General features: G+C 57.4%; 17 protein-coding genes and 1 pseudogene. 8 read left to right on the top strand and 10 right to left on the bottom strand.

Annotated elements, in window-relative coordinates:
* The 5 genes from ACFQX9_RS28660 to rfbC form a co-directional block, all read right to left on the bottom strand.
* Nucleotides 1-4,340, bottom strand: a 4,340-nt coding sequence (locus tag ACFQX9_RS28660; protein WP_377791201.1) for a DUF4082 domain-containing protein, incomplete at its 3' end; no start/stop codon positions are given.
* Nucleotides 4,341-4,427: 87 nt separating this feature from the next.
* Entirely contained in the window at nucleotides 4,428-5,327 is a 900-nt protein-coding gene (gene rfbA, locus ACFQX9_RS28655; RefSeq protein WP_377791200.1) for a glucose-1-phosphate thymidylyltransferase RfbA, read from the bottom strand.
* Nucleotides 5,236-6,225, bottom strand: coding sequence for a dTDP-4-dehydrorhamnose reductase (gene rfbD / locus ACFQX9_RS28650; protein WP_377791199.1), 990 nt, complete (start codon nucleotides 6,223-6,225; stop codon nucleotides 5,236-5,238). The genes rfbA and rfbD overlap by 92 nt, the downstream gene beginning before the upstream one ends.
* Nucleotides 6,226-6,232: 7 nt before the next feature.
* Nucleotides 6,233-7,291 (bottom strand): dTDP-glucose 4,6-dehydratase, encoded by a 1,059-nt coding sequence (rfbB, locus tag ACFQX9_RS28645; RefSeq protein ID WP_377791198.1) that lies wholly within the window; start codon nucleotides 7,289-7,291, stop codon nucleotides 6,233-6,235.
* A gap of 8 nt (nucleotides 7,292-7,299) precedes the next feature.
* The gene (gene rfbC, locus ACFQX9_RS28640) at nucleotides 7,300-7,857 is read right to left on the bottom strand and encodes a dTDP-4-dehydrorhamnose 3,5-epimerase (RefSeq protein ID WP_247403875.1); all 558 of its coding nucleotides are present in this window, start codon (nucleotides 7,855-7,857) and stop codon (nucleotides 7,300-7,302) included.
* 310 nt (nucleotides 7,858-8,167) lie between these two features.
* Between rfbC and ACFQX9_RS28635 the strand changes: the two genes are divergently transcribed.
* From ACFQX9_RS28635 to ACFQX9_RS28625, 3 genes are all read left to right on the top strand, one after another.
* Nucleotides 8,168-10,495, top strand: coding sequence for an AAA family ATPase (locus ACFQX9_RS28635; RefSeq protein ID WP_377791196.1), 2,328 nt, complete (start codon nucleotides 8,168-8,170; stop codon nucleotides 10,493-10,495).
* A 92-nt stretch (nucleotides 10,496-10,587) separates the two neighbouring features.
* Entirely contained in the window at nucleotides 10,588-12,606 is a 2,019-nt protein-coding gene (locus ACFQX9_RS28630; RefSeq protein WP_377791194.1) for a hypothetical protein, read from the top strand.
* A 110-nt stretch (nucleotides 12,607-12,716) separates the two neighbouring features.
* Entirely contained in the window at nucleotides 12,717-14,186 is a 1,470-nt protein-coding gene (locus tag ACFQX9_RS28625) for an exopolysaccharide biosynthesis polyprenyl glycosylphosphotransferase (protein ID WP_377791193.1), read from the top strand.
* Between the two features lie 69 nt (nucleotides 14,187-14,255).
* Here ACFQX9_RS28625 and ACFQX9_RS28620 read toward each other — a convergent pair whose 3' ends face one another.
* Nucleotides 14,256-14,624 carry an H-NS family nucleoid-associated regulatory protein gene (locus ACFQX9_RS28620; RefSeq protein WP_377791192.1) on the bottom strand — a complete coding sequence of 123 codons (369 nt, stop codon included), beginning with the start codon at nucleotides 14,622-14,624 and terminating at the stop codon, nucleotides 14,256-14,258.
* A gap of 480 nt (nucleotides 14,625-15,104) precedes the next feature.
* On the opposite strand from ACFQX9_RS28620, the gene ACFQX9_RS28615 reads away from it, so the two are divergent.
* From ACFQX9_RS28615 to ACFQX9_RS28605, 3 genes and pseudogenes are all read left to right on the top strand, one after another.
* Nucleotides 15,105-15,182, top strand: a complete 78-nt coding sequence (locus ACFQX9_RS28615; protein WP_377791203.1) for a transposase — start codon at nucleotides 15,105-15,107, stop codon at nucleotides 15,180-15,182.
* A 132-nt stretch (nucleotides 15,183-15,314) separates the two neighbouring features.
* A pseudogene (locus ACFQX9_RS28610) lies at nucleotides 15,315-15,482 on the top strand (IS5/IS1182 family transposase); the annotation flags it as partial.
* A gap of 359 nt (nucleotides 15,483-15,841) precedes the next feature.
* The gene (locus ACFQX9_RS28605; RefSeq protein WP_377791202.1) at nucleotides 15,842-16,198 is read left to right on the top strand and encodes an H-NS family nucleoid-associated regulatory protein; all 357 of its coding nucleotides are present in this window, start codon (nucleotides 15,842-15,844) and stop codon (nucleotides 16,196-16,198) included.
* Between the two features lie 170 nt (nucleotides 16,199-16,368).
* Here ACFQX9_RS28605 and ACFQX9_RS28600 read toward each other — a convergent pair whose 3' ends face one another.
* The 3 genes from ACFQX9_RS28600 to ACFQX9_RS28590 form a co-directional block, all read right to left on the bottom strand.
* On the bottom strand, nucleotides 16,369-17,397 hold the full coding sequence (locus ACFQX9_RS28600) for a nucleotidyltransferase family protein (protein WP_377791191.1): 1,029 nt from the start codon (nucleotides 17,395-17,397) through the stop codon (nucleotides 16,369-16,371).
* A gap of 37 nt (nucleotides 17,398-17,434) precedes the next feature.
* Complete coding sequence (locus tag ACFQX9_RS28595; protein ID WP_377791190.1) at nucleotides 17,435-18,550, bottom strand: serine/threonine protein kinase; 1,116 nt, start codon at nucleotides 18,548-18,550, stop codon at nucleotides 17,435-17,437.
* 213 nt (nucleotides 18,551-18,763) lie between these two features.
* On the bottom strand, nucleotides 18,764-19,009 hold the full coding sequence (locus ACFQX9_RS28590; protein WP_085349051.1) for a hypothetical protein: 246 nt from the start codon (nucleotides 19,007-19,009) through the stop codon (nucleotides 18,764-18,766).
* Nucleotides 19,010-19,703: 694 nt separating this feature from the next.
* Here ACFQX9_RS28590 and ACFQX9_RS28585 point away from each other — a divergent pair.
* Nucleotides 19,704-19,919 (top strand): hypothetical protein, encoded by a 216-nt coding sequence (locus ACFQX9_RS28585; RefSeq protein WP_085349052.1) that lies wholly within the window; start codon nucleotides 19,704-19,706, stop codon nucleotides 19,917-19,919.
* A 2,067-nt stretch (nucleotides 19,920-21,986) separates the two neighbouring features.
* On the opposite strand, the gene ACFQX9_RS28580 is transcribed toward ACFQX9_RS28585, so the two are convergent.
* A complete protein-coding gene (locus ACFQX9_RS28580) occupies nucleotides 21,987-22,280 on the bottom strand; it encodes a hypothetical protein (protein WP_143273084.1) in 294 nt (97 codons plus the stop codon).
* Here ACFQX9_RS28580 and ACFQX9_RS28575 point away from each other — a divergent pair.
* Nucleotides 22,273-23,730: a hypothetical protein gene (locus ACFQX9_RS28575; protein WP_085349054.1), complete on the top strand. Its 1,458-nt coding sequence runs from the start codon at nucleotides 22,273-22,275 to the stop codon at nucleotides 23,728-23,730. The two genes, ACFQX9_RS28580 and ACFQX9_RS28575, sit on opposite strands and share 8 nt — an antisense overlap.
* The last annotated feature ends 71 nt before the right edge of the window (nucleotides 23,731-23,801 follow it).

Genomic DNA, 23,801 nt, shown 5'->3' with positions numbered 1-23,801 from the left:
TCGTTGACGGTGTAAGTGAACGCTCCCGTGGCATTGAGCACCAGGCTGCCGTGCGCTCCATTCAGAGCGGAGCCCAGCGTGCCGGAGGTCGATCCGAAGCTGACTGTAGTCACTGCCTTGGTGTCGCTGGCATCCGGATCGGTGTCGTTGGTCAGTACGTTTCCGGTAGCGGGCGAGCCGCCCGTGCCGTTGGCGAGGCCGCCTTTCTCCGTGGCGTTGCCCGTATCAGCGACTGCCGTCGGCGGTCTGTTGGTGCTGGAGGATCCGTTGAAGATCACGTCGACGAAGTAGTTGGTCGACTTGAAGACGTTGGTCGGGAATACGGTTCCGGTTCCGTAGCTATAGATGCCATTTCCCGTGGCGGGGGCGCTCAGCTGGCCATTGGTAATCGACGTTGTGAAATAGCTCTGAGTGTCCGAATAGTTGCCGTTGGTGTGGTAGGAAGCGACATATGTCGTGCCCGCGGTAATGGCTATCGGGCTCGAAAAACTTACCTGCTGCCAGCCGCTGGCGGTCTCGCCGCTGAAGGTCGCTGTGCCCAGCAGCGTTCCCGTCGCAGTCCAGAGATGCGCGACGTGGGTGCCCGTGTTCAACGAGCCCTTGTAGAAGCGGAGGCCGGTTATCGTCCCGTTGACCGAGGCGCTGAACTTGACGCCCACCTCGACGGAGCTTGTATCACCCGAATTGGTCACGCTCGGCGTGTCGTTGGTGCCAAACAGGCTCTGGGCAGATATCGGATAGTTGACGTTGAGAAACACCTGCCCCGTTCCACTGGCGCCACCGGAGTCGGTGATCGTGTAAGCGAACTGTGCCGCTCCCGCGTAATTCGCGATCGGGGTGAACGTCACCGTCTGAGTCTGGACGTTGTAGCTTACGGTGCCATTGGCCGGATTGCTCACGTCGCTGATCGAAAACGAGAGGCCGGCGGGATCCGTGTCATTGGCAAGCAGCGCCGATGCCGCGATGTTCAGCGTCCCGTTTTCCGTGACCGTGAACCCACTGTCGTTGTTGGCCTGCGGCAGCTGGCTGTTGTCCCTGAAGACGACATCAACCCAGTAATTGTCTCCCTTTGCCATCGAGATGCTGTTGGGGAAAAGTGGTCCTGTCCCGTAAGCGAAGACGCCGTTCAGGCCGCCGCCCGTCGCTGTCAATGAGCCGTTGGTGTGCCCTGCATTGTCGAAGTAGAAGTCGGTGGTGGAATAGTGACCGGTGTTCGTATGGTATGATGCGATGTAGGTCGCCCCGGCCTGTACATGCACCGGGGTCGTGAAATTGACCTGTTGCCAGCCGCTCCCCGTTTCGTTGGTGAATGTTGCGCTTGCAAGCAGCGTCCCGTTCGCCGTCCAGAGATCGCCGAGATGCGTTCCCGTGTTCTGGGTGCTCTTATAGAACCGGATGCCGGTGATATCGCCCGAAGCCGCGGCAACGAACTTGACACCCAGCTCCACAGCGCCCGCGTCGGGAGTGTTGACATCGGCCGGCGTGTCCGAGGGACTGAAGATCGTCAGGTTCGACGACGGCGTCACTGTGTAAGCAATGCCCGTACCTGGCACTTCGAGGTTCAAGCTATCATCGACCGCCCTGCTCCGGATCTTCAACTGTCCCGGCGCGCCGGCCGCAAATGTATAGGTCCAGGTTACATTCGACGCTCCGACGGTGCTGCTGGCCGGATGCCAGGTGCTGCCGCCGTCGCTTGAAATTTCGACACCACCGATCACCCCCCCGGAGTCGCTTGCCGTCCCGGTCACAGTGATAGATTGGCCTTCCACGACGCTTGCGGAGGAGAGATTTGTGATGGTCGAGGTCGGTCCTGTATGATCGGTCGATTGGGCGGCAATCACCAGACTTGCCTGCAGCGTCGCGGGTTGCACGCCCATATCCGCAAACAGATTGACCATGGCCTGCTGGACGTTCGGATCAGTCGGAGTCGCCGGCGCTAAGTTGAACTGGTCGTGATCCGATGCAAGACCCCAGGACCAGAACACGGTGCCGGCGCTAAAGACGAGAGCACCGCTCACAGGATCACGAAATTCTACCAAGTTGTGGGTTGCGGTACCGCTGCCCGTCGTGTTGCCGTAGTCAAGTAGGTATTTTGTGGTTTGGAGAGTGGTTGACGAGACATCCACCAGTCCAGCCGGACGGAAGCCGTTATCCGGCGACGAATCCCATTCGTAACCCAACAGGTTCGGGATCAGCGATGCAGTTTGGCCTTGCGCCGTCCCTGCGATCGGCGCGTTACGCCAGAGCCTCAACTGCGTCATTCCATAAGGAATCTTGATCGTGCCGTAGGAATCCCCGTCCACCTGAAAGACAGTGCCGGTCAGTGCGTTGGAGGGAATGCCTGACATGCCTCCGGTTGACGCAAAACGCGCGTCCATGAATGTTCCTGTCGCCGTTCCTGTTGGGTCGATCAACTGATTGGCATGAGTGTCCTTGTACGTGATCAAGGTGCGGTTTGCCGTGTGACTGGGATCGATGCTGGCTGCAAGCCTCGTCTGCCAATACACTTCGTTTCCGCTCAGAAACGTCAGATTGACGCCAGCGTGACCGGCGGCCTGGACATTGGAGACCTGGCTATCGGTCCAGTACTCGTCGTGACCGACCTCCATATAGATCTGATGATTCAACAGCAGCGATCCATTGGTTGCCGCGTCGATGCCCGAAATGTACGAGACGTCGTATCCGTTTTGCTCAAGCCAGTAGATCGCCGGATATTCCGCCGAGAACACCATGTCATTGGAGGTGCCCTCGAGCCCCCCATCACGCGTGGTGATAGGACGATTGTAGCTCACGGCGTAAGCGGAACCGTTCACGCCAGGTCCGTTGCCAGTGTAGAGATTGGCCCCGCCCCAAGGGTTATATGCCTCCCAGGTTTGGTCAGCTGTCTGGAACACGATTGCGCTAGTTGACGCATCGCTACGGACGACAAACGGAATTTGGAAAACCTGCGTACCGTCAACGACATTAGCAATGTAGACGCCTGACACAGCGGTCGTCGGAACGGCCCAGGAATCAGTCACGCTCCAGTTGCCGGCGTCCACGAGACCCGTGGACGCGTCCTTTAACGGGGTCGGTTGCACAACCGAGGTTGCGGCCTGATGCTGCAAGCTCGTAATCAGTCGGGCACCGTTGCCGCCGTAGTAACCAAGCCGGTAGATATCGATATGGTAGTTCGGCGCGCCGGTCTGGTTGTTGATCTTGAACTGAACGGTGCCGCCGATATTGGTACTTATCGCCGTCGTGAAGCCCTGGATTTTCGTTGAGTCTACGCCAGCGTCGATCTGCCAAATGCTTTGCGGCGTGCCTTGTTTCTGATTTTCCAGCACAATGGGGTTGGTCGGGTCCGCAACGACGGTGCCGCCCTGCCCGTCGCTTGCAAACGTCCAGTTCGGGTCATTCCCAGAGAACAGCAACGTGACGTTGCCGGCCCCGTTGCCGAAATCGACTGTGCTGATGTTTGAGCTGCTGTCGTAATGAACCGACGCCGACATCGTCGACGTGAAGGAAAAATCCCTGAGATCAATGAGATTGCCAGCCGAAAGCGGTCGATCCGGCGATGAACTTCCGATCAGACCGTGGAATTGGGTGGAGTGATCGAGGATAAGGTTGCCCGCTTCCGTCTCGAAGGACACGGTTATTCCGGAAAAAGATCCACTCAAGACTTGCCCAGAGACCGCCCCTCCGATCTCGAGAGTTGCCTTGTCGGAAATCGCGAAGTCCCCCGATCCACGGACGTCTCCCTTAAAATCTGCCGCAGCTACGCGCTCTCCGCTGAAGGATCCAAGCTTGACGATCCCGTCGTTTGTTGCGTCGCCCTCTACGACGAATGAGCTTCCAGCCCCGAGCGAAACTGTCGCATCTGCATCGACAACCAGCCTGCTTATGTCGACATTGCCTGCGGTTGCAACAACATAGGGTCCCGGCGCATCTATGAACGCGGTGGACGAGATATCCGGAACGCCGGCACTCCAGTTCGCAGCAACATTCCAGTAGCCGCCGCTCGCATTGATCCAACGAGTCGCACCCGACAGCTGGGCAGACAATGTTGTCTGCAATGCTGCGGCAGCGTGACCGCGCACACCGCCGATAGCGGTCAGCTGCCAGGAACTTGCACCTTGACTTGTGCCCACACTTACCGCGGCCCCGACATTCGAACTCCCAACTGGCAGGCCTGCGCGGGATGGAATCCAGAGCGGCTGCCACACCGGCAGATTGCTGCTCCAGGTCGCGGCCCAGAAGGGCGGTCGCTCCAGGCTTGGGATCGTCGGGTTGAAGTCACTTTCTTCCGGGAGGAGAGGCCTTGCTCCTCGATAGAAGACGCTCGACCTTTGATTCAGCATGGCCAGCCTCTCGCAATTCCTAATAAATACATTTAATTTAAATGGATAGCGAAGGTCAATTCATTATATATTAAATTTAAAGCCGGATCAGGCGACCTCGATAGCGGAATCAGCAGCCGAAAGGCGCAGAATTTCGTTGAGATATCTCCCATACCCGCTCTTCTCCAGCGGCTGAATCAGCGCGAGAAGCTGGTTTCGATCAATGAAGCCCTGCAGCAAGGCGATCTCTTCAATGCAAGCCACCTTCATGCCCTGCCGCTTTTCTATGGTTTGCACGAAAGTCCCCGCCTCGATAAGCGACTCGACCGTGCCGGTGTCCAACCATGCGAAGCCCCGCCCCATACGTTCGACGTGGAGAGCGTCCGCCGAGAGGTAGCGCATTTGCAGATCGGTAATTTCGAGTTCTCCGCGGGCCGACGGTTCGACGCGCCGGGCATACCGCACCACACGATTGTCAAAGAAATAAAGACCCGTGATTGCCCAGTTCGACGTCGGCTCGCTCGGTTTCTCCTCGATTCGTGCAGGACGTCCCGCATCATCAAACGTAACGACGCCGTATCGTTCGGGATCGCGCACGTGATATGCGAAGACAGTTGCACCTTCCTCGCGTGAGGCAGCCCTGGCGAGCAGTTCACGCAAGCCACTACCGAAGAAGATATTGTCTCCGAGCACCATTGCCACGCGGTCGGTTCCGATGAAATCGGCCCCAACAATGAACGCCTCCGCGAGTCCTCCCGGACGGGGTTGCTCGGCATAGCTGAGGCGAATGCCCCATTGGCTTCCATCTCCGAGCAACCGCTCGAACTGACACCGATCTGACGACGTGGTTATAATCAGAATTTCGCGGATCCCTGCCAGCATCAACACCGACAAGGGATAGTAGATCATCGGCTTGTCATAGATGGGCAGTAATTGCTTGCTCACCGCGCGCGTGATCGGATAAAGGCGCGTTCCGCTGCCGCCCGCCAGGACAATTCCCTTCAGCATCGGTGTCTCCTTTTCCGACAAGTTGGTCTAGACAGGTTTCGAGCGAGTGGCGCCAGGCCGGCAGTCGAATTCCAAACACGCGTTCCGCTTTGGATGAGTCCAGTCGCGAGTTCGGTGGCCGGCGCGCAGCACAAGGATACTGCTCGGTCGTAATCGCTTCGAGCTTTGGAGGCTGCCTCCCCCGACGGGATAAACCGTCGAAAATTGCCTCTGCAAAGCCGTGCCAGGTCGTCGTCCCTTGGCCGGTCACGTGAAAAATTCCCGCCGCGGTGCGGCGATCGTCGGTGAGCGACCGCTCGGCAATGTGGAGGAGCGCCGCCGCCAGATCCACGGACGAAGTTGGGCTTCCCTGCTGGTCGCAAACGACCTTTACAATCGGGCGCGTCTCGGCCAGCCGCAACATCGTCCGAACGAAGTTGCTGCCAATCGCGCTGTAAATCCAAGAGGACCTGACGACGGTGGCCAGCGGATGCGCCGCCAAAACGGCCGCCTCGCCGGCCAACTTTGATGCACCATATGTGTTCAACGGCGCCGGCACGTCGGCTTCGTCGTAAGCCTCGCGCTTGGCACCATCAAAGACATAATCCGTCGACAAATGCACAAATGGAATATTTCTCTGCCATGCGACATCCGCTAACGCAGCCGCACCATCGCGATTGATACCGAAGGCTTTTCCGACTTCGGCCTCTGCCCCATCTACAGCCGTATAAGCAGCGGCATTAATGATCATGCAGGGGGCGATCGAGGCGACCGTCCTGTCGATCCCGTCCCGGACTTCTAGGTCGAGCTCCTCACGTCCGAGGGCTACTGCAGACAGGCCGCGAAGAACCGCGAGATCACTTAGGCAACTGCCCAATTGGCCATTTCGACCAGCAATCAGAATCGGTCGTTCGATCATGGCAACCTCAGTATCGAGTGGCTGGGAGGCCAAGGCGCGCGCCGTCGTAGACCATATTGCGAGCCCGCGCCCACCAGGTGCCGCTGGCCAGATACCATTCCACCGTGTCGGCGAGACCTTGTTCGAAGCTTCGAGTGGGCCGCCATCCCAGCTCGCTGCGAGCTTTGGACGCATCGATTGCGTAACGCGCGTCGTGTCCCGGACGATCCGGCACAAACGAGATCAATGATCGCCTTGCAGCCGGCCCTGGACGTAATCGATCAAGCACGTCACAAATCTGGGTGACTACCTCCAGGTTTGAGCGTTCGCTGTCGCCGCCGAAATTGTACTTCTCTCCAGCTCTGCCCTCGTCTAGCAGCCTGATCAGGCCTGCTGCGTGATCGTCGACATGAAGCCAATCGCGCACGTTGCTGCCGTCGCCATAGACAGGCAATGACTTGTGCTCCATCGCGTTGAGAATCGTCAGCGGAATGAGCTTTTCCGGGAATTGAAATGGTCCGTAATTGTTCGAACAGTTCGATACGATCACGGGCAGGCCATAGGTCTTATACCAGGCGAGCGCGAGGTGGTCCGAGGCAGCCTTGCTCGCCGAATAGGGTGAGCTCGGCCGATAAGGGGTATCTTCCCGGAAGCAGTCCACCGGCCCCAATGAACCGTAGACCTCGTCAGTTGACACGTGAATGAACCTGAACTGTCTCTGCCTCTGGCTTGGAAGCCCGTCGTAATATCGTCTAGCTGCTTCTAGCAGAGTATAGGTGCCGACGATGTTGGTATTAACGAATGTTGCCGATCCGGTAATCGAGCGATCGACATGGCTCTCCGCTGCCAAGTGGATGACTGCACTTGGCTCCCACTTGTAAAACAAACGAGTGATCCCTTCCTGGTCGCAAATGTCGTGCTGCTCAAATCCATAGCGGCTTGTACCGTCGATGGATGCCAGCGAGGCCAAATTGGCTGCATAGGTCAATTTGTCGACATTGATGACAGAGGCCCCGACCTCCGACACCAACTGTCGACAGACCGCAGACCCGATAAATCCCGCTCCACCGGTCACCAGGACAAGCATGCCGCCCTCTATTCAAACACTGATGCGAGCTGGTCAAAGGTGGGCAGCGCTCGATCCTTCGGCGAAAGCTGGGCCGCCGAGGCCTTCACCGGCCATTCGATCGCCAGTTGGGGATCTGCCCAATAGACACCACCGTCGTGGTCCGGAGAGTAGACCGCGTCGACCTTATAAAAAACCGTGGTTTGAGGCTGAAGCGTGCAGAAGCCGTGAGCGAACCCTTTTGGAACGAACAACTGCTCGTCGCTCTCGCTGTCAAGCTTGACCGAAACGTGCCTGCCAAATGTTGGAGATAAGCGCCGAAGATCGACCACGACATCGAGGATGGCTCCCCTTAACACTCGGACCAACTTGGCCTGGGCGAACGGTGGCCGCTGGAAGTGCAAACCGCGAACGGTCCCGACCCGCTCTGAGCAGGACTGGTTGTCCTGCACAAAGTCGTGGGGAATTCCTTTTTCGGCAAAAGCAGATCGCTCAAATGTCTCGCAAAAATAGCCCCGGGCGTCAGTAAAACGGTTTATTCGAACCAGTTTCACTTCCGGGATCGCCAAACTTCGCGCTTGCAGCATCACGGTACTCTCCAGTACGTCGGCCCTAATTTCCTCAGGCCTGCCTGATCTGCTCAGTCCGACCCGAGCGACCTGGGGAATGTCCAACCACCCCCTCGCGCCGCAGGAACCTTCAATTGAATTTGATCGCAAGGCCTGCTGTGTCGCAATCATACCATTTAATATGGTTTCTATATTAATGCCGTAGATCAATTTAATTGGCAATCATAAATTTCGGTGTTATATATTATTTAAAATGCGGCCATTGATTTTTACATCAACGGTGCCCCAGTCCCCTTGCGTTCTCATCGAGAGTCGAAAGAATTATCTGATGCTGCAGACCAATCCGCTTCAGTCCGACAGAACGCGCCTTCCATTAGTCATGCAATCGGACCCGCGCGATGAAGCTGGCATCGGCGAGCACATCAAATTCACCCTCATCTTCTTACGGCGGCAATATCTCGTGATCATTGTCGTCGCCGCGCTCGTAAGCGCAATGAGCTTGATATACTTGCGGCTGGTATCTCCGACCTATACGGCGCAGGTTCAGATCCTGATCGAAAATCCAAGGGCACAGTTTCTCCAGAAGCAATCACTTCTGTCTGATCCCCTCCTCGACACGGCTCAAATCGAGACACAGTTGCAGATCATCAAGTCACGCGCGACCGCTGTGGCTGTGGTCAACCAATTGAATCTAGCCGATCATCCGGATTTTAAGGAGAATCGACCGCTGCTGTCTTCGTTGTTGCGCTGGCTCCGGATCCGGGGATCCAATCCGTCGGACAGCACGCAATCTGCTGCGCCAGGTCAGCCATCAGAAACCGTCATTGCCAACTTTCTCGATCGCCTCTCTGCGGCCGGGGTGGGCTATAGCCACGTCATTGAAGTTACCTTCAGTTCAAGCGATCCGGTGCTGGCGGCGGAGATCGCGAATGCAGTGGCCAAGGCTTATATTAACGATCAGCTCAGCGCGAAGTTTGAGGCCACTCGGACAGCGACGAGCTGGCTGCAGGAACGTTTGCGAAACCTCGGCGACGAGGCGCTGAGCGCCGAACGTGCCGTCAGCGCATATAAATCGCAGAACAACATTGTTTCGTCGCAAGGAAAGCCGATCGGCGAGCAGCAGATCACAGACCTCAATGCCCGATTGGCTGCCGCCCGCGCGCAGAGTTCCGAGGCCGCGGCCAAACTATCACGCTATGAAACCCTCCTCGGTTCCGATCCAGCAAAGCCATCTTCCCTCGGCAATCTGGACGCGATCGGCTCCGACGCGATGAACAGCACAATCATTACTTCTCTGCGCCAGCAGTATCTCGAACTTGCCCGGCGAGAAGCCGAACTGTCGGCCCGTGTCGGTCGCGACCATCTAGCGGTCGTTAACATCCGGAATAAGATGCGTGAGTTTCGTGCTTCTATTTTTGAAGAGGTCAAGAGACTTGCCGAAATCAGTCGAAGCGAGTTCGAACTCGCAAAACAGCGGCAGCTGGGAATCGAAAAACAGCTGTCCGGGGCTATATCACAGTCGCATGTGACCAACTCGGCGGAACTGACGATAAGAGACTTGGAGAGCCGGGCAAAAAGCCTGCGCGCGCTCTATGAGACGTTTCTTCAACAGTACACGGGTGCAACACAACAAGAGAGCTTTCCGATCTCCGAGGCGCGTGTCATCTTTCCCGCTTCCGCTGCCCAAACCAAAAGCAAGCCAAAGGTTACCGTGGTCCTCGTGGTCGGTCTTCTAGGCGGACTCGCGCTGGGGGTGCTCCTGGCGTTCGTCAGAGACGCAATGGACCGCGTTTTCCGTACCTCTTCTCAACTCGAAGTCGCGCTGGAACTGCCGTGCTTATCTCTCGTTCCGGTCCTGACTCTGCCGAAACAGCAGAAACCAGTGGCTCGATCTCAACCGACGCAAGATGACTTAACTCAACGAATACTTTCGACCGCTCCGGACATTCATCGCGCCGTAGTAGGCATGCCTCTCTCTCGGTACACGGAGGCCATCCGTGCGATCAAGATTGCGATCGATCATAGCCCGGCGAAGACCCCCAACCAGGTGATTGGCGTGACGTCAGCTCTCCCAAATGAGGGCAAGACCACGATTGCTGCCTCCGTGGCGCAGCTGATCGGACACAGCGGGAAGAAGGTTATCATAGTGGACTGCGATCTCCGGAATCCATCGCTCTCCGCCCATGTCGCCCCGAAGGCCGTGGATGGCATTATTGAGGTCATGAACGGTGATCGCCTACTCGAGGAGGTAGTATGGCGGGATCCGAAGACAAATCTTACCGTTCTTCCGGCCGTTCAACGCGGGCCCGTGCTTCACTCGAGCGAACTTCTGTCCGACGGCTCGATATTCAAGCTCTTTGATCGACTGCGACAGAGCTATGACTATATCATTGTAGATCTTCCGCCGCTGAGCCCGCTTGTCGACGTGCGAGTCACAGCGCCTCTGATCGATTGTTACGTTCTCGTCGTCGAGTGGGGACGCACCAAGATCGAGGTCGTTCAGCATGCGCTGCACACCGCCCCGACGATCTCGGACTCGCTGATCGGCGCAGTCCTGAACAAGACGGACATCAAGGCGATGGCGCGCTACGACACCCAGCGAAGCGACTATTACGACGACAGTCACTATGTTCGTTATGGCCTTTCAACCTCCTGAGCGGCCTGGCGCAATGCGCTACGCGATTTCGCATTGGACGGCCTGCCGATCTGAGCATCCGGAGGAACGCCCCGCCAGAGAGGTGACGTAGTATGCTCGTCAGGTTCATGATGCTGATGCTTGTTGTGTCCGTCGCTGCGGCTTTTGCGATGCCCGAGATCCCGCAGAAGCGAGCTCTATGCTCTGCTCTTCTCGCGACCGCGCTGCTGGCAGCCGCGGTCTTCGCCTCATCCTCCGCAATCGCGAGTCTGGCACGACGGTTGGGATTGTTGCTCATCCTCATTCTCGCGGTACCGGCGATCTACATGGCCTTCCAACTCGCTCCAATTCCTGTCCACGGGATCGGCAATCCGATATGGGAAACCGCGTCGGCCGCATTGAATGCTCCCCTTGCCGAACGGATCACAGTTGACGTTCGCACAACCGTGCAGGCGATTTTGCACTACAACGCGGTCGTCGCCCTCGCGCTCCTCACGGCAGTGGTCGCGTTGGACAAACAGTGCGCCTCGCAGCTCCTCTACATTCTTGTGTCGGTCGCGGCCGGCGTCAGCGGGTATGCAATGTTACAGCAGATAAGCGGCTTGGATACCCGTCTCTTGCTTGTGAATAGTGCCGTTCCAGCGGCGCTGGGCTTGTTGCTATCCTCTGGGATGATGGTCGGCGCATTGGAGCAAAGCCGACGCATTAAGCAACGTTCAGGCTCCGCGCTGGGTTGGGCGGCGAAACTATCGCTCGCTGTTTTGGCAATGCTCATCTGTCTAGCGAGAATTCTTGTTGGCGGCCAGACCAGCGTTGTCGTTGCTGCACTGCTTGGCATGGTAATTGTGTTGGCCGTGTTTGCCATCCGCAACTGGTTTTACGGAATCTGGGGCACAGCAGGCGTGCTTGCGACGTCTGCGGTCCTATTTCTCGCGAGCTTCACCATCGTGCCAATGAGGCAGGATACCGATCTGACGATCGCCCTATCCCGGCATCAGCAAGCTGCGACTGAACGGATGCTGCAGGACACCGCGCCGACCGGCCTCGGCGCAGGAGCATACCCGGTAGTGCTACCAATTCATCGGGACATCGGCACAGCCGCGGCGCGAGAGCGACCCACGGCCGCCGCTGCCATAGCTATCGAAATGGGCCGGACCTTTCTTTGCGGCTTGCTGATCGTTACGGTGCTGGGCGCCGCTACTTTGTTCAGGCGTTCCTTGCTGCGCGGTCACGACTACGTCTACGCTTCTATCGGTTCAGGCGCTGCGGTTTCGTTAGCTGTACTGGCCCTGATTGAGGATGGAATTCTCGAATACGGTGCATCGCTGCTCGCTGCTGCGCTGTTCGGGTTGGCTTTCGCTCAAAGCCGACCCAGTACTGCCAGCGAGGTCTCCTATTCACGATCATCGCGGTCCGCAAATGGCGTAAACAGTCGAGATCCAATGAACCCGCCAATGCGCCCAAGCGCGTTCGGCAATGCGTCAGTGCGTCTTGGGCTGGGCTTCGTCGCGGTTGTTCTGATTGCGCAATCAGCCTGGCTGCTCACGCAGCGACCGCATCTCGGCGGTCTGCCGATTGGACAACCTGCCTTCAGCCGCACTTCAATCCAGGCGCTTTCGAGTACGCCGTCGAAGTCTCTTCCCGCCCACGGCGACTTGGGCGCAAAAATTCCCGCCACGGCACAGCCCAAGGCCGATGAAACCGAGGACGGAACACATCTTGCGTCGCTGAATGCGTTCGCTGATGCATTGCACTACTCGCCTTTGCGAGGTGATCTTTGGCTCATGCTCGCGGCGATCTCGAAGGAGCAGACGTCGACCCGATATGACCTCATCGCTCTGTTGAAACTGTCGTACTACACCGCACCAAATGATCTGACGCTACTTCCGCTACGGCTGACTGTCGTCTTCGGCACGGGCTCGGTTGCAAGTGAACCTGAACTGCGTGAGCTGATAAAGCGTGACGTGAAAATTGCCTTGGCAGACCAGCCTGCCCTCAGACCGGCCCTCCTCGCCGCCTATCAATCCGCAGGAGCCGATGGCAAGGCTTTTGCCGATAATCTGATTTCTGAGTTGGATCCGTCTTACCTCGACAGCATGCGTGCGCGGACCTCCCGACAGGGATCGCGATAGGATCCGCTGGGCAGTGCGGCATATTTAAATAGCTAAAGCCAGGATTTTTCTCTTGATAAATCGCATCCAATTAATAATATATTAACTATTAATTCGCGGGTGTCCCGACAATGAATTTCGTGAACCGACATTTCCCCGATCGGGAGGTTACGGATCGTGTCAGTCCCGAGCCCTCGGTATCCCGCCAGCACAAATGGCCCCTTCGTTACGACTCGATCGAATACGTGGCGCTCTGCGCGGATATTGCGACCATTCTTTTTGCGAGCATCGTTTCGACGTGGCTGAGCCAAGCTCAGAACGGATGGGCTGTAGGCGACTTAAGCAACGCACTTGGCCTGGCGCTAGTCAGCGCAACATGTCTCGTTTGCCTCTTGAAGACGCACGGCCTTTATCGGCCAGCCGAGCTTCTCGTCCTGCGAAGTCAGATGCGCGCCGTCTGGATTGCATGGGCCTCATTGTTGCTCCCGATATGGGCTGGGTACGGCTTTGCAATTGGCTCGGGCTCTTCTCACCAAGCGGGCACACTTTTCGCTGTGCTGGGGCTAGCCTTGCTGATGGCCGAGCGGTGGGGAGTGAGAGCGCTTCTCGGGAAGGGCCTGAGCGGCAGAAAATTCGCCAGCACAAACATTGTTCTGGTCAGCGACCAGCCGCCGTCGAAAAACGCCGGACTGTCTGAAATGCTGGCGATGCATGGTTATTGTGTCCGAGGCCGGTTTAGCTTGCCCTCAATCGGCTTCGGTCCTGCCTGTCGGAGGCGGCTCACGGCTCGCGTGATCGACTACATTCGCAGCTCCGAGCTCGACCAAGTGGTGGTGGAAGCGAACCCGGAGCGATGGCCCGAACTTCGGGCCTTCGTTGCCGACTTGCGGGTGTTGCCGCTACCGGTTGTGTTCGTGCCGGTCGGTACGACATCCGAATTGCTTCGACACCCTACGCGAAGCCTTGGAAGTGCGGTTTGTGTTGAACTCCAGCGTGGGCCGCTTACGCAGCTGGACTGTGCGACCAAACGAATCATTGATCTTTTCGGCGCCGCGCTCGCCTTGACGATATTTGCCCCGCTGCTTGTGCTGGCTGCACTTGCAATCAAGCTGGACTCGCCCGGCCCCATATTCTTTCGACAACAACGCTGTGGTTTTAATGGCCGGATCTTCCTGATCCGCAAATTCCGGACGATGCATGTGCTCGAGGACGGGCCGGCGATCCTTCAGGCCCATCGCCTCGATCGACGGGTGACCCGCGTCGGCAAATGGCTGCGTCGGACAAGCTTCGATGAACTGCCACAGCTGTTAAATGTTCTCGACGGCAGCATGTCGCTGGTCGGTCCGCGTCCTCATGCCTTGGCTCATGACGGAGAATTTGACAAGCTCGTGCGGAACTACGCCCTACGCCGCAGGGTCAGGCCAGGATTGACCGGATGGGCCCAAGTCCATGGTTGCCGCGGTCCAACCCCCACAGCCATCACGGTCGAAACACGCGTACAATACGATCTCTGGTACATCGACAACTGGAGCCTTCGGCTTGATCTCGTAATCCTGCTGCGAACTCCCCTCGAAGTGCTGCGGGGACGCAACGCCTATTAGGCCATAGGGTCACGGGCACTGCGGCAGCCATTTAACCGCAACCCACCCCGTCGATGAGTGCAGATCAGGTTACGCGCGCTGACGAAGCTTCGGACTTGCATCCCCTATGCGAAAGTCCTCAATTCTTCGGCCAGACTTCATGGCAGCAACCAACCACCGCGGCCGCTTGCCGCGCCCCGACCAGGTCTCGGAGGTCTGGGGGTTCCGGTATTTCGGCAGCACACGCGGATATTTGCGTCTCGCCTTGGCAGTCGGAGACACGCCCGGTCCGCTTGAGTCCGCCAAAACAGCCACCCCGCCCCCGAGAACCGCCAAGCGCTTCTCCAGTTCGTGCTTTTCTGCCTTAATTCGATCCGATAAGATCCCGCTAATTGCCTCATGAAGCGACCAGAGATCGTCAAGGGACATTGATTCTAACTCGAGTTTCTTAGCTGGCATGCTCGCACCCTGTAGTTGCGCCAAACTTAATATGCCCCGGATCGACATTAATCAAGATGGTGAACTAGATTTACCCAACAAAATGTAGGGAACCGAACTGGGATCCGCAGCTCCAGATAACTGCGTCGCAACAGTCAATCAAGCCGAAAAAATGGACTATCCGCATAATTTAATCGCGGACGGGGTAAATTCACACGCCCTGCGTGCAGCCATGCAACCATTCAAGCGAAACCCGCCGTGACGGACCACATCAAGTGGCCGCACGGGAATCTGCAACGCAGTATTCTCCATGAATATGGTTGGGCGTAGGCTGTCCTTCGTTCGTTCTGGGCAGTCTCGTATTGCTTGAGCGTTTGCGTTTGTCGTGATTCAAGCGTCCTAGGAGGACCTTGATCATGGCCCGGTACGATGTTTCGGACACCGAGTGGCGTTTGATCGCACCGCTGCTGCCCAACAAACCGCGGGGCGTGGCACGGGTGGATGGACCGACGGATCATCAATGCGATCTTTTATGTTTTGAGGACGGGCTCGCCCTGGCGCGATCTACCCAGTCGTTAAGGGCCTCGACTGCTATAATCGCTGGTCAAAAGCTGGCGTCTGGCTACGGATTTTTCCTTGCGGCGCAATCGCCCGGATCCCTGCACCTCATAGACGCCTCGATCATTCGCGCTCACCAGCATGCAGCCGGTCGACCCTGGCCTTTATCGCCAGCGCAACATGATCGAGCGCTTCTTCTGCAAAATCAAACACTTCCGCCGCGTTGCTACGCGCTTCGACAAACTCGCTAGAAACTTCCTCGCCGCTGTTCTGCCGGCATCGACTAGACCTTGGCTCAGAGCTTATGAGTCCACCACCTAGTCGCCTGAGCTCGATTTGAGCCTTCAGGTCCCCAATGTCCGACCGTGCAGCCGCGGGAAGAATGCTCCGAATGTATCTTGAAAACTTGAAAATACCCAAGAGGAACTCGATTGTGATTCCCTCTTCGTTTGCCATGCAGCAAATCATTGGATCTGCCCGTCCCATTTAATGAAATAACCCTCGCAATAACTATTAAATAATATACTATTTATTTATTGTAGTGTGAATTTGAAGCACTGACTTTGCTCTATCGTTGATCCGCTGCTCGGGCAACGATGCCTCGAAAGCTGAGGATGACAGATGCATCAGGCGTCGATCGAACGGTGACGAGAATGCTGCGTCGGCAAGATCTCGAAGCCATGGACTTTGAGGAACTTTGGCTCCTTCACGAAGAGCTGACAAAGATACTTGCCGAAAAAATCACAGTCGAGAAGCGGGAGCTCGAAAAACGTCTTGCGCAACTCAACCAGCCGGACGTCGGTGGGCCCGAAAGCGGGGCGGCAGAGATGGGCCTAGCCCAGCCTCCCCGCCGTAAATACCCAAAGGTCGTGCCAAAATACTTCAACCCCCTCAAACCGACGGAGACCTGGTCTGGGCGTGGTAAACAGCCGCGCTGGCTAGTTGCGGCGCTCCAATCCGGGCACACGCTCGAAGAGTTCAGGATTCGCGAGAACGGTGAAGCCTCCAACCGGAATGCTGGTAGTCAGGAGCATTGATGAAACGCACGAAGCTAGGGCTCCCGCTAAATTGCATCGACTGCAATAACAGTCAGCAATCGTCGCGAAATGGCCGCAAGTCTCTCCGAGAGGACCCGTGTTTCAAACTTCGAGTGCAAGCGCTCGTGTTCGAATCCTCAATGAGCAAGGTTCCTGGTTGAAGATCGATCCTACACTTTTCCGAACCGAACTGCCCCCGCCGTGTTTAAGATCAACCGCACGGAGCTTGCTCTTGGCAAAGACCATGATCCTCGACGGCGCTTGCCAGTTAGCTGCGATTGAATGCTGATCTCTCGCCTATAATTTCCGTAATCCAGAAGCGCCATCGTCAGGAAAGGCCACCGCATGATCGGAAACCGGGCTTGGATGAGGCGTCGCGCGAATTGCAAACGCGGAATCAGCCGGGAGCGCAGCGGGTGCGGAACATTAACCCCGAGCAGTTCGACGAGAGCGACTAGCTGGGTTTGGACTGCATTTCTCATCAATTTGCCGGAAAGATGAGAGGCGAGCTCCTTCCAATCGATGCTCTCAGCTGAATTGCTTAGATCTCGTAGATCAACCAGATGTCGCAGATCGAGATCGCCGATCCAATAACCATAATCTTGAAACTGATCATGGATAATCAGCATGAGCGCTTGATACGTTGGCGTAGGAATATAAACCCTCCCCTGCCCAAACGGCTTCGACACGCATCCATCCAGCGTACATCCCGGACCTCGGTAGAAATGGGTAATACCGGGAGCGCTCCGCTGTAGATCGATCGTCCCGACATCCTGCGCGCGTTTAAGGTCCGCATGCCATCTCTGGCTTTCGGAAGAGGCGTGTTCATGAATTTCGTAACCAACAGCGACCAGGGCCGAGACAGCAGCTTCGGTCTCGTCCGGCACGACCATGATGTCCAGATCGGACATCAGCCGAACTCCTCGCCGCTCGACAGGTGCTGTGGCTAGCGTTGCCGCACCCTTGAGCAACACCGGCGTAACTCCCTGGCCGTTCATCGCAATGACGGCCTCTTCCAGTTGACCGGCCAACCGATCGTTGCGCAGCACGTTTCGGCGATGGATCTGGCGGATATAGGTGCACACGTCCTCCGGCAACACCGATGCAAATTGATCGACGAAGTCAATGAGCGCAGGCGTCGTCAACGTCTGGTTTGCGAGCCCGATGACGGAGGTCCACTCCACTTCGACGGGCGGCAAGCCTCGCAAGCAGTTGCAAAGGCTTGTCAGTGCCGCACTATGCCTTGTCATTGCACAAGTCCATGAGCAGCTGTCGAGCCTGCGCCGATTCCGAATAGATAAGTTGGAACGATCGTGCGCCCGCAACAATCCGCTTCAAAGCGAAAAAGCCGGACTGCGACAGCTTCCCGTCTGCGGCAAAAGCGCCCTCAATGAGCCGCTTGATCGAATCAAGCTGATCCAGGGGGGTCAGCTCGACGGGGCCGCTTGCAACCCGGTTCAGAAAGATGATCCAGTTGGCAGAGAGGCTCCCATTGTGCGCATCCGGAATCGGCAAATACCGCACTTCCGCGCCATCGGACCGGCGGTGCGTCACGTCGTTCCAATCGCCATACAGTCGGGATAGCAACCGCCACGATCCCTGCTTGAGGGTGAGGGCAAATGGGATGCCGCAGATCGTTCCGTCAGCCCCAATCAGCGCAACGTCATCGCCAGCATACTGAAATCCAGCGTCTACCAGTTCTAGTGCAAGAGTCGACTTGCCGGCTCCCGGTTGGCCGCACAGCAGCAAGCCCATGCCGCACTTTGCAAGAGAAGCGGCGTGGAGCGCGAAAGCCCACTGATTGCTTCGGATAAGTCGCTCGGTGATGTGAGCTTTGATTGTAGGGGCCAGAGCTGCGGCTTCACATCTATGGATGCTCCCGTCATTCCCGCGGAAGAATACTCGGTCGCCGAGCATCATTGTCTCGATCGAAATATCCTCCTCCTCGCCGCTGTCGTCCGTAACACAAAATAGCGAAATCAACTGTTGCGAGAGCTCCCGATTTGCAGCCCGGACGCTGATCCTGCGCTGACCAAGAACCGTTGAGAAGGCACAATCGGCCGACATTCGCCAGTCGAGATCGAGCACCCCTCGATCGATCCAGACGTTCATCGCCTGCCACGTGAACTCGCGCGCTGCGCGCTCGCCAATGCCTAGCTGCCCGAGCTCCTGATGGACGTCTTCCAAAGAAGCGCCTTCTGCCAACTTGCACCAAATGAATGCCCCTAGCTGGTCCAACTCATAGAGCTTCTGCCTTGTCTCGCTGAAAAGCACTGATCGACCGTCCACCAGCGCGAAGACTGCACCCGCGGCGGGTCTCAACACCATCTCTGCCGATGTTTTTTCCAGCATGGCTATTCCCGATAGCAACGATATCTGTTTCGCCGCCGTGTCGACGCGGTGGCGACAACATCCTGCAATGTACTGTCCGCGGTGCGTTCAAACGAGCTGCAGTTGCCGAGGACATTCGGCTTGATTGCCGTGCTGCAGCGGTGCAAATCCACCTTCAGTGCGGATGCACATCGCCTGACTGAGATTCGTTTCGAATGACCATACGGCCCCCGGTCACGCCGCCAGCTGACCACCCTCGTTCACCCCAGATGGAGAAATATTCAACACTTGTCCTCCGAGAAAGGTCGCCGGCGCGGTCAACCGGTGAGAGTCCAGCAGATAGCGGTAAAGTTCGCGAGCAGCACTCCGCTCTCCTAGAACGCGCTCCCTCTCGCTGATGCTCGCTAGGTTCTCGCGCATTTGAGCCAACTGCTTCGCAGCCGAGGTGGAGTTGCGCTTCTTCTGGACTGATTCCCGCATCGTCTCCTCCGACCAAAAAAATGACGAAAACAGCTTACGTCATTGACAACAATTAACAACGAGATTTATATGATCTCAATATAATCAATATTTATTTCATGTTTGAACCGGATGCAACCATTCAAATACCAAGAAGCGGGTCCTGCGTAGAAATAACAGCCTACCGAGAACAACGTCGCAGAAATCGCCGCGATGATCTTGGCCTCCTGCGTGCAGGACAGCAAAAAATAAAACTTGACGAGAGTCGCAAACCAGACCGACAGCGCAAGGCTTAATTTGCAGGATTAAATCCTAACGACGAATATTTCGCTGACGAGAGTGGAGTGAAACCGGTGATCGAATTAGCCAATTTGCCCATCACGGGCGACATGATCGTCTTCGTCGCGAGCGGCATAGCACGCCCAAAACTCACACCCGCTCAGATTGGCCCATTTTCAGTGGCGCCCCAGGAGCTTTCGAGAGACGAATAATCAACGCCCGCGCTGTCGAGCCAAAGAGCGGCGGCGTCCAAGGAATCGCTCAAGCAGCGATCCGGCCGGTTGGAAAAACGTGGTCACGAGCAACCCGCCCTGCTCGAACAAGCACTCCCAGTGTGCGATGCCCCCCAAGTAACCCACACTGAGATGACGACGCACTCCAGCCGGCCGGTTCTCTTTCGTTCGACAACGAATAATAATTTCCTAGGGAGGCTCGCATGGGAATGATCATGGTCAAATGTCCGCAAACCGGTCGCGCGATTCCTACTGGTATTAGGTCGGACCGTGAGGCTTTCCTGCGGAGCGTTGTGTTTTATGGCAATACTCGTTGCCCGGTCTGTCGCGCCAATCACAACTGGTTCGCTCGCGAGGCCTGGGTCGATGAGCCGGTCGTGCGGCCCGGGGAGATATTCGAGGAAGCGCCGCTGTGCTGATGCGTAGCGGGCTTCGGTACAGACGCGGAGCCGAACTGACTAGCATTACACGAATTTGGGCCGACCGCGTCATTTGACGCCCCGTGTGCGGAGTTGACCTGTTGCGGCATGGTTGCCGCACCCGCTGGGAACAAGTCTTGGTGCGGACTGGATGCGCTCAATCATGGCGCAGCGTTCATCCAGATTCCTGTCTTGGCGGCTATTTCTGCCAGGGCTTACTGGAGGGATGCGAAATATTTTGGCCTATCGTCGTAAAGCGAACTGACGCCCTCATGAACCGGAGGTTAAGCGTCACACCGGCAGGTCGGCGCAAACTAACGCTTCCGATCGCTGATCCTGCAAGGGCCTGTTTGGGGGTATTGTAGTGAGTAGTGGGGTTTGCAGCCGCTTGGCTGTTCTGCGTCAAACGGCGATGGAGCTCGTTAGCCTGCTTGCCCAATTGCACAGGCTACGAGAGCAAGTGCGAAGGGCGGAAGGGCGAAGCCTCGGAGAAAGAGCGAGACTAGGGCCGGCGTCACGGATGCGTAGGCCCCGGTTTGGGACGAGTTGCCGCACGCGGATTCAATGATGGCGAGCGGCGCGCGTAATTTCAGCGAACTCGAAGACGATCGTTTCACGGATCGACCTTGAAGCCTCCGATAACCCTTGCACAGCTCCAAGCCGCCCGATCGCTCCCCAATGAGGCGTGCGCACAGCGGGGTTTCAAGGCAGGCCGATGCGAGTGAAGGCTCTGTGTCGGGAAAAGTGCTGCACTTGGATCCGGCGTCCCTTTCCGGCTCTGACCGAGATCATCCACGAGCGGCATGCTGCGGATCATGTCCCGCACCTGAGTTGGTTTAAGCCTGACTTTTTATCTGTTTTTAGTCTTATGAAGCAGCGCTTCATCTGAAAGACAATTTGAAAGCAAAGCCGAAAGTCGTTCGCGTCAAATCGTTTCGGTAGTCGCGCCACGGAAGGCAAATTTGATTATCCGGTATAATCATAATTAATATGACGCAAAACAGAAAATAAGGTGGGGAAAAATAATGGGAGGAGTGGATGGAGACCGTACGCCGCTTGCGCGCGATGGCGTCGCTGTGCCGACAGACTTCTGCGCATCATCCAGATCGAAGCTGGAAGCTTCTCGCCGAAGCTGAGTTCTGGGAGCACTTGGCTAATGACATGCTTCGCGAGCATTTCGAACAATGCACGGCTGGCTCCTCGCTCCGACCGATCGGACGTGATCCGAATGCCGCGGAATCGAGCGCTCGCATAACCGCGTGAATGCTCTCGCCTAGCCCAAATCCCACTCGGCCGTGTGCCGGGCGTCAGTCCTCTTCAAGGCGCCCCATGGAGAACCAAGCCCTGCCGGCGCCTTCGTCGGGCGGCGCGCAGACCTGAGCAGGGACGCCAAAGCGCGCTCGGCTGCCCGGCTCGGTCCGCTCAGACTACCGAGTTCTGTTTTCTGAGGCGGGAATGCGCTTATGCGAAACTGTCGTTCGCCGTTGGACTTGCACTTTGGCGTCCAGCGGCGTCCAGCACTTTTTCCCCAGTTCGTGCGGCGCGCGGCCGGCTCACTTGGTCCGAAAGGCTGGAGCCCCTACCAACTATTCCAGCGATATTTCCGTCGACCTTCGCTGCCGGTATTTTTCGGTTAGGTGACGGTCCAACGATCATCTGCTCCTCGTTGCTCGTGCCGGTGCCAAAAGCTCCGATCGGCAGACCATTTTGAGCGTGGCCAGCGCAGGCAGTTCTCTTGGCCTGCGCCGCCGCCCGCGACTTCGACGTGGTGGGTTGAACGTCCGTGCTGTTGGTTTGACTGGTGCGGTTCAGGTTTGCACCGGTACCAACGTCTCGTGTCCCTATTCCTGGAGGCGCCGATGGACCAGGGTTGGCGCTGCTCGCATTTGTACCCATGCCGGACGGAGCTGACCCACCAGTGTTGGCGCTGCCCGTGCCCGTCCCAGTGCCGGCACCCGCGGAGCCCGCCACTGCGCCGCCTGCTTGGGCCAGGGCCAGCACAGCTACGCTCGTGATAATCGCAATGATCAGCGAGGGGAGTCGGTGGAGCATTGGACGATCTCCTTCTCAAGCGACCGGCAGCATCGGCCGAACATTTAATTGGCGATAAATGATTGAATAAAATAAAATATGGTTTATTTTTGCCTGAGGGTAAATTGAAATTGAGAAACGGATTGACGCATTAATGTCGCGGATGTGGGCACAAGCGTCGATGCAGGCAGGGTCGGGCCTTGGATCGCCCGTTCGCCGCGCAGACGTGTGGATTGCCTCGGATTGTGTTCGTAGCTGTGCGCGCACCTGCGCAACAAGGTCGGCGTGGGTTGCACCGACTGTCCTGACGATAATATCGGTTTTGACCATACCCGTTCTCGCGCAGCAGCCAAATCGGCCGGCGAGCGACGCCCATGTCATGGCGACGCACTTGCGCGGCACGACCGGCTCGGGAGGGTGGCGCGCGGCGCGGCTGAAACCATCTGCCGACACGACACCCCTGAAGCTCGCACAAGCCACAATCAGCAATACCGAGCGATCGCGGCAAGTGCTCGCCACAGAACAGGAGAGGATACGGGCCCTTGCTGCTGACCTTCGAACATGCCGACGGGAGCAGGATACCGTGCTGGGGCTGTTGCAGCATGCACGCGAGCAATGGACCAGCATTGCGGAGGCCACCGAGAATGAAACCGATGAGCTCCAGAAATCGCTCCGGGAGGAGCGCTTGCACACGCAGCGTCTGGAACGGGAACTTGTCAAGGCGCGCAACGATTTCGAAGTGCAGGCACGGCTAAGCCGCGAAATCGGCGCAGAGGGTCGCGAACCCGAACGCCGGGCACAGAGCGATCCGAGAGAGCTGCAACAGGCTGTCGAGCGGGAGAAAGATCGGGCAAACCGGCTGGAGCAGAATCTGACAGCCGCTCATCACGACCTGGAGACCCAGTCCGCAGAGGTAACCAGACAAGCCGCAGAGATCAGTGCAAAAGAGGCAGCGGAGGCTCAGGTACAGGCAAGCCTCCGACAGGAGCACGATCGTACCAAACAGCTGGAGGAGACGCTCGCGACGACGCGAATCGAGCTCGACAACCGATCCCAGCAGATCGCGAAGGCAACCGAAGAAACGATGCAGACCAAACGAACAGCGGAGAATACCTCGGCTAAACTGAAGCTCTCATTAAAGGAGGAGCACGAAAGAGCAGATGCGCTGGCGCAAGAGCTCTCGTTGGCGCGTTCCAAGCTGTTCGCCTATGAAGCGCAAGCCGCGGCAAACGATGATCGAGCCGAACAGTTGAAAAATCAGCTCCGGCGAGAATGCAACCAATCCGGCCGAGATGAGCAAGAACTTGCCGCAGCGCGCACGAGTATCGGACCGTGGCTACCCGCCGGGGTGTCGGGTGAAGGCGGAGCCGGCAATTCGCCAACAAGGGAACTGCTCCGAACACTGCTGCTGGGATCGCCGCAGGCGCCGCCCGCGCAATTCGCGCGAGAGCTCGTGGTCACAGCAGCTGAGCCGAAGGCGCCATCCCCGGTTCTCCGGAACGAAAACGCCGCCGAACTCGTGCGATTGATCGCTCGCGCAACCGGATTGCTTCGACAAGGCGATATTGGCGCGGCACGAGTTGTCCTGGAGCGTGCTGCTGAATTAGGGAGCGCACCGGCAAGTTTCGCCCTCGCGGAAACGTATGATCCGAGCCTGCTTGCAAAATGGGGCGCGAGCGGAACGCGCGGCGACACGTCCAAGGCGCGAGAGCTTTACGCCAGAGCAGCAGCCGGAGGGGTCAAGGAGGCAAGGGAGCGATTCGACGCACTTGGTCATTAGCAGCATCGGTGCAGACAAATGGTCCTGCGCTGTATCGACTAGCAGATCGAACTTAAACTTACGTGTCGAAG

This window comes from Bradyrhizobium sp. GCM10028915, from assembly GCF_042666195.1.
In the GTDB taxonomy this organism is placed as follows: Bacteria; Pseudomonadota; Alphaproteobacteria; order Rhizobiales; family Xanthobacteraceae; genus Bradyrhizobium; species Bradyrhizobium canariense_D.
Note: the sequence above shows the minus strand (reverse complement) of the source record. Positions and strands in the feature narration are given on the sequence as shown.

Coding starts and splice junctions, on each gene's coding strand:
- ACFQX9_RS28590 (WP_085349051.1), bottom strand. CDS start 19,009: ATGCGGGAATCAGTCCAGAAGAAGCGCAACTCCACCTCGGCTGCGAAG.
- ACFQX9_RS28585 (WP_085349052.1), top strand. CDS start 19,704: ATGGGAATGATCATGGTCAAATGTCCGCAAACCGGTCGCGCGATTCCT.
- rfbA (WP_377791200.1), bottom strand. CDS start 5,327: ATGCTGAAGGGAATTGTCCTGGCGGGCGGCAGCGGAACGCGCCTTTAT.
- ACFQX9_RS28605 (WP_377791202.1), top strand. CDS start 15,842: ATGGACTTTGAGGAACTTTGGCTCCTTCACGAAGAGCTGACAAAGATA.
- ACFQX9_RS28615 (WP_377791203.1), top strand. CDS start 15,105: ATGGACCGACGGATCATCAATGCGATCTTTTATGTTTTGAGGACGGGC.
- ACFQX9_RS28625 (WP_377791193.1), top strand. CDS start 12,717: ATGAATTTCGTGAACCGACATTTCCCCGATCGGGAGGTTACGGATCGT.
- rfbD (WP_377791199.1), bottom strand. CDS start 6,225: ATGATCGAACGACCGATTCTGATTGCTGGTCGAAATGGCCAATTGGGC.
- ACFQX9_RS28630 (WP_377791194.1), top strand. CDS start 10,588: ATGCTCGTCAGGTTCATGATGCTGATGCTTGTTGTGTCCGTCGCTGCG.
- rfbB (WP_377791198.1), bottom strand. CDS start 7,291: ATGCTTGTCCTGGTGACCGGTGGAGCGGGATTTATCGGGTCTGCGGTC.
- ACFQX9_RS28580 (WP_143273084.1), bottom strand. CDS start 22,280: ATGGTCAAAACCGATATTATCGTCAGGACAGTCGGTGCAACCCACGCC.
- ACFQX9_RS28620 (WP_377791192.1), bottom strand. CDS start 14,624: ATGCCAGCTAAGAAACTCGAGTTAGAATCAATGTCCCTTGACGATCTC.
- ACFQX9_RS28595 (WP_377791190.1), bottom strand. CDS start 18,550: ATGCTGGAAAAAACATCGGCAGAGATGGTGTTGAGACCCGCCGCGGGT.
- ACFQX9_RS28635 (WP_377791196.1), top strand. CDS start 8,168: ATGCTGCAGACCAATCCGCTTCAGTCCGACAGAACGCGCCTTCCATTA.
- rfbC (WP_247403875.1), bottom strand. CDS start 7,857: ATGCTGCAAGCGCGAAGTTTGGCGATCCCGGAAGTGAAACTGGTTCGA.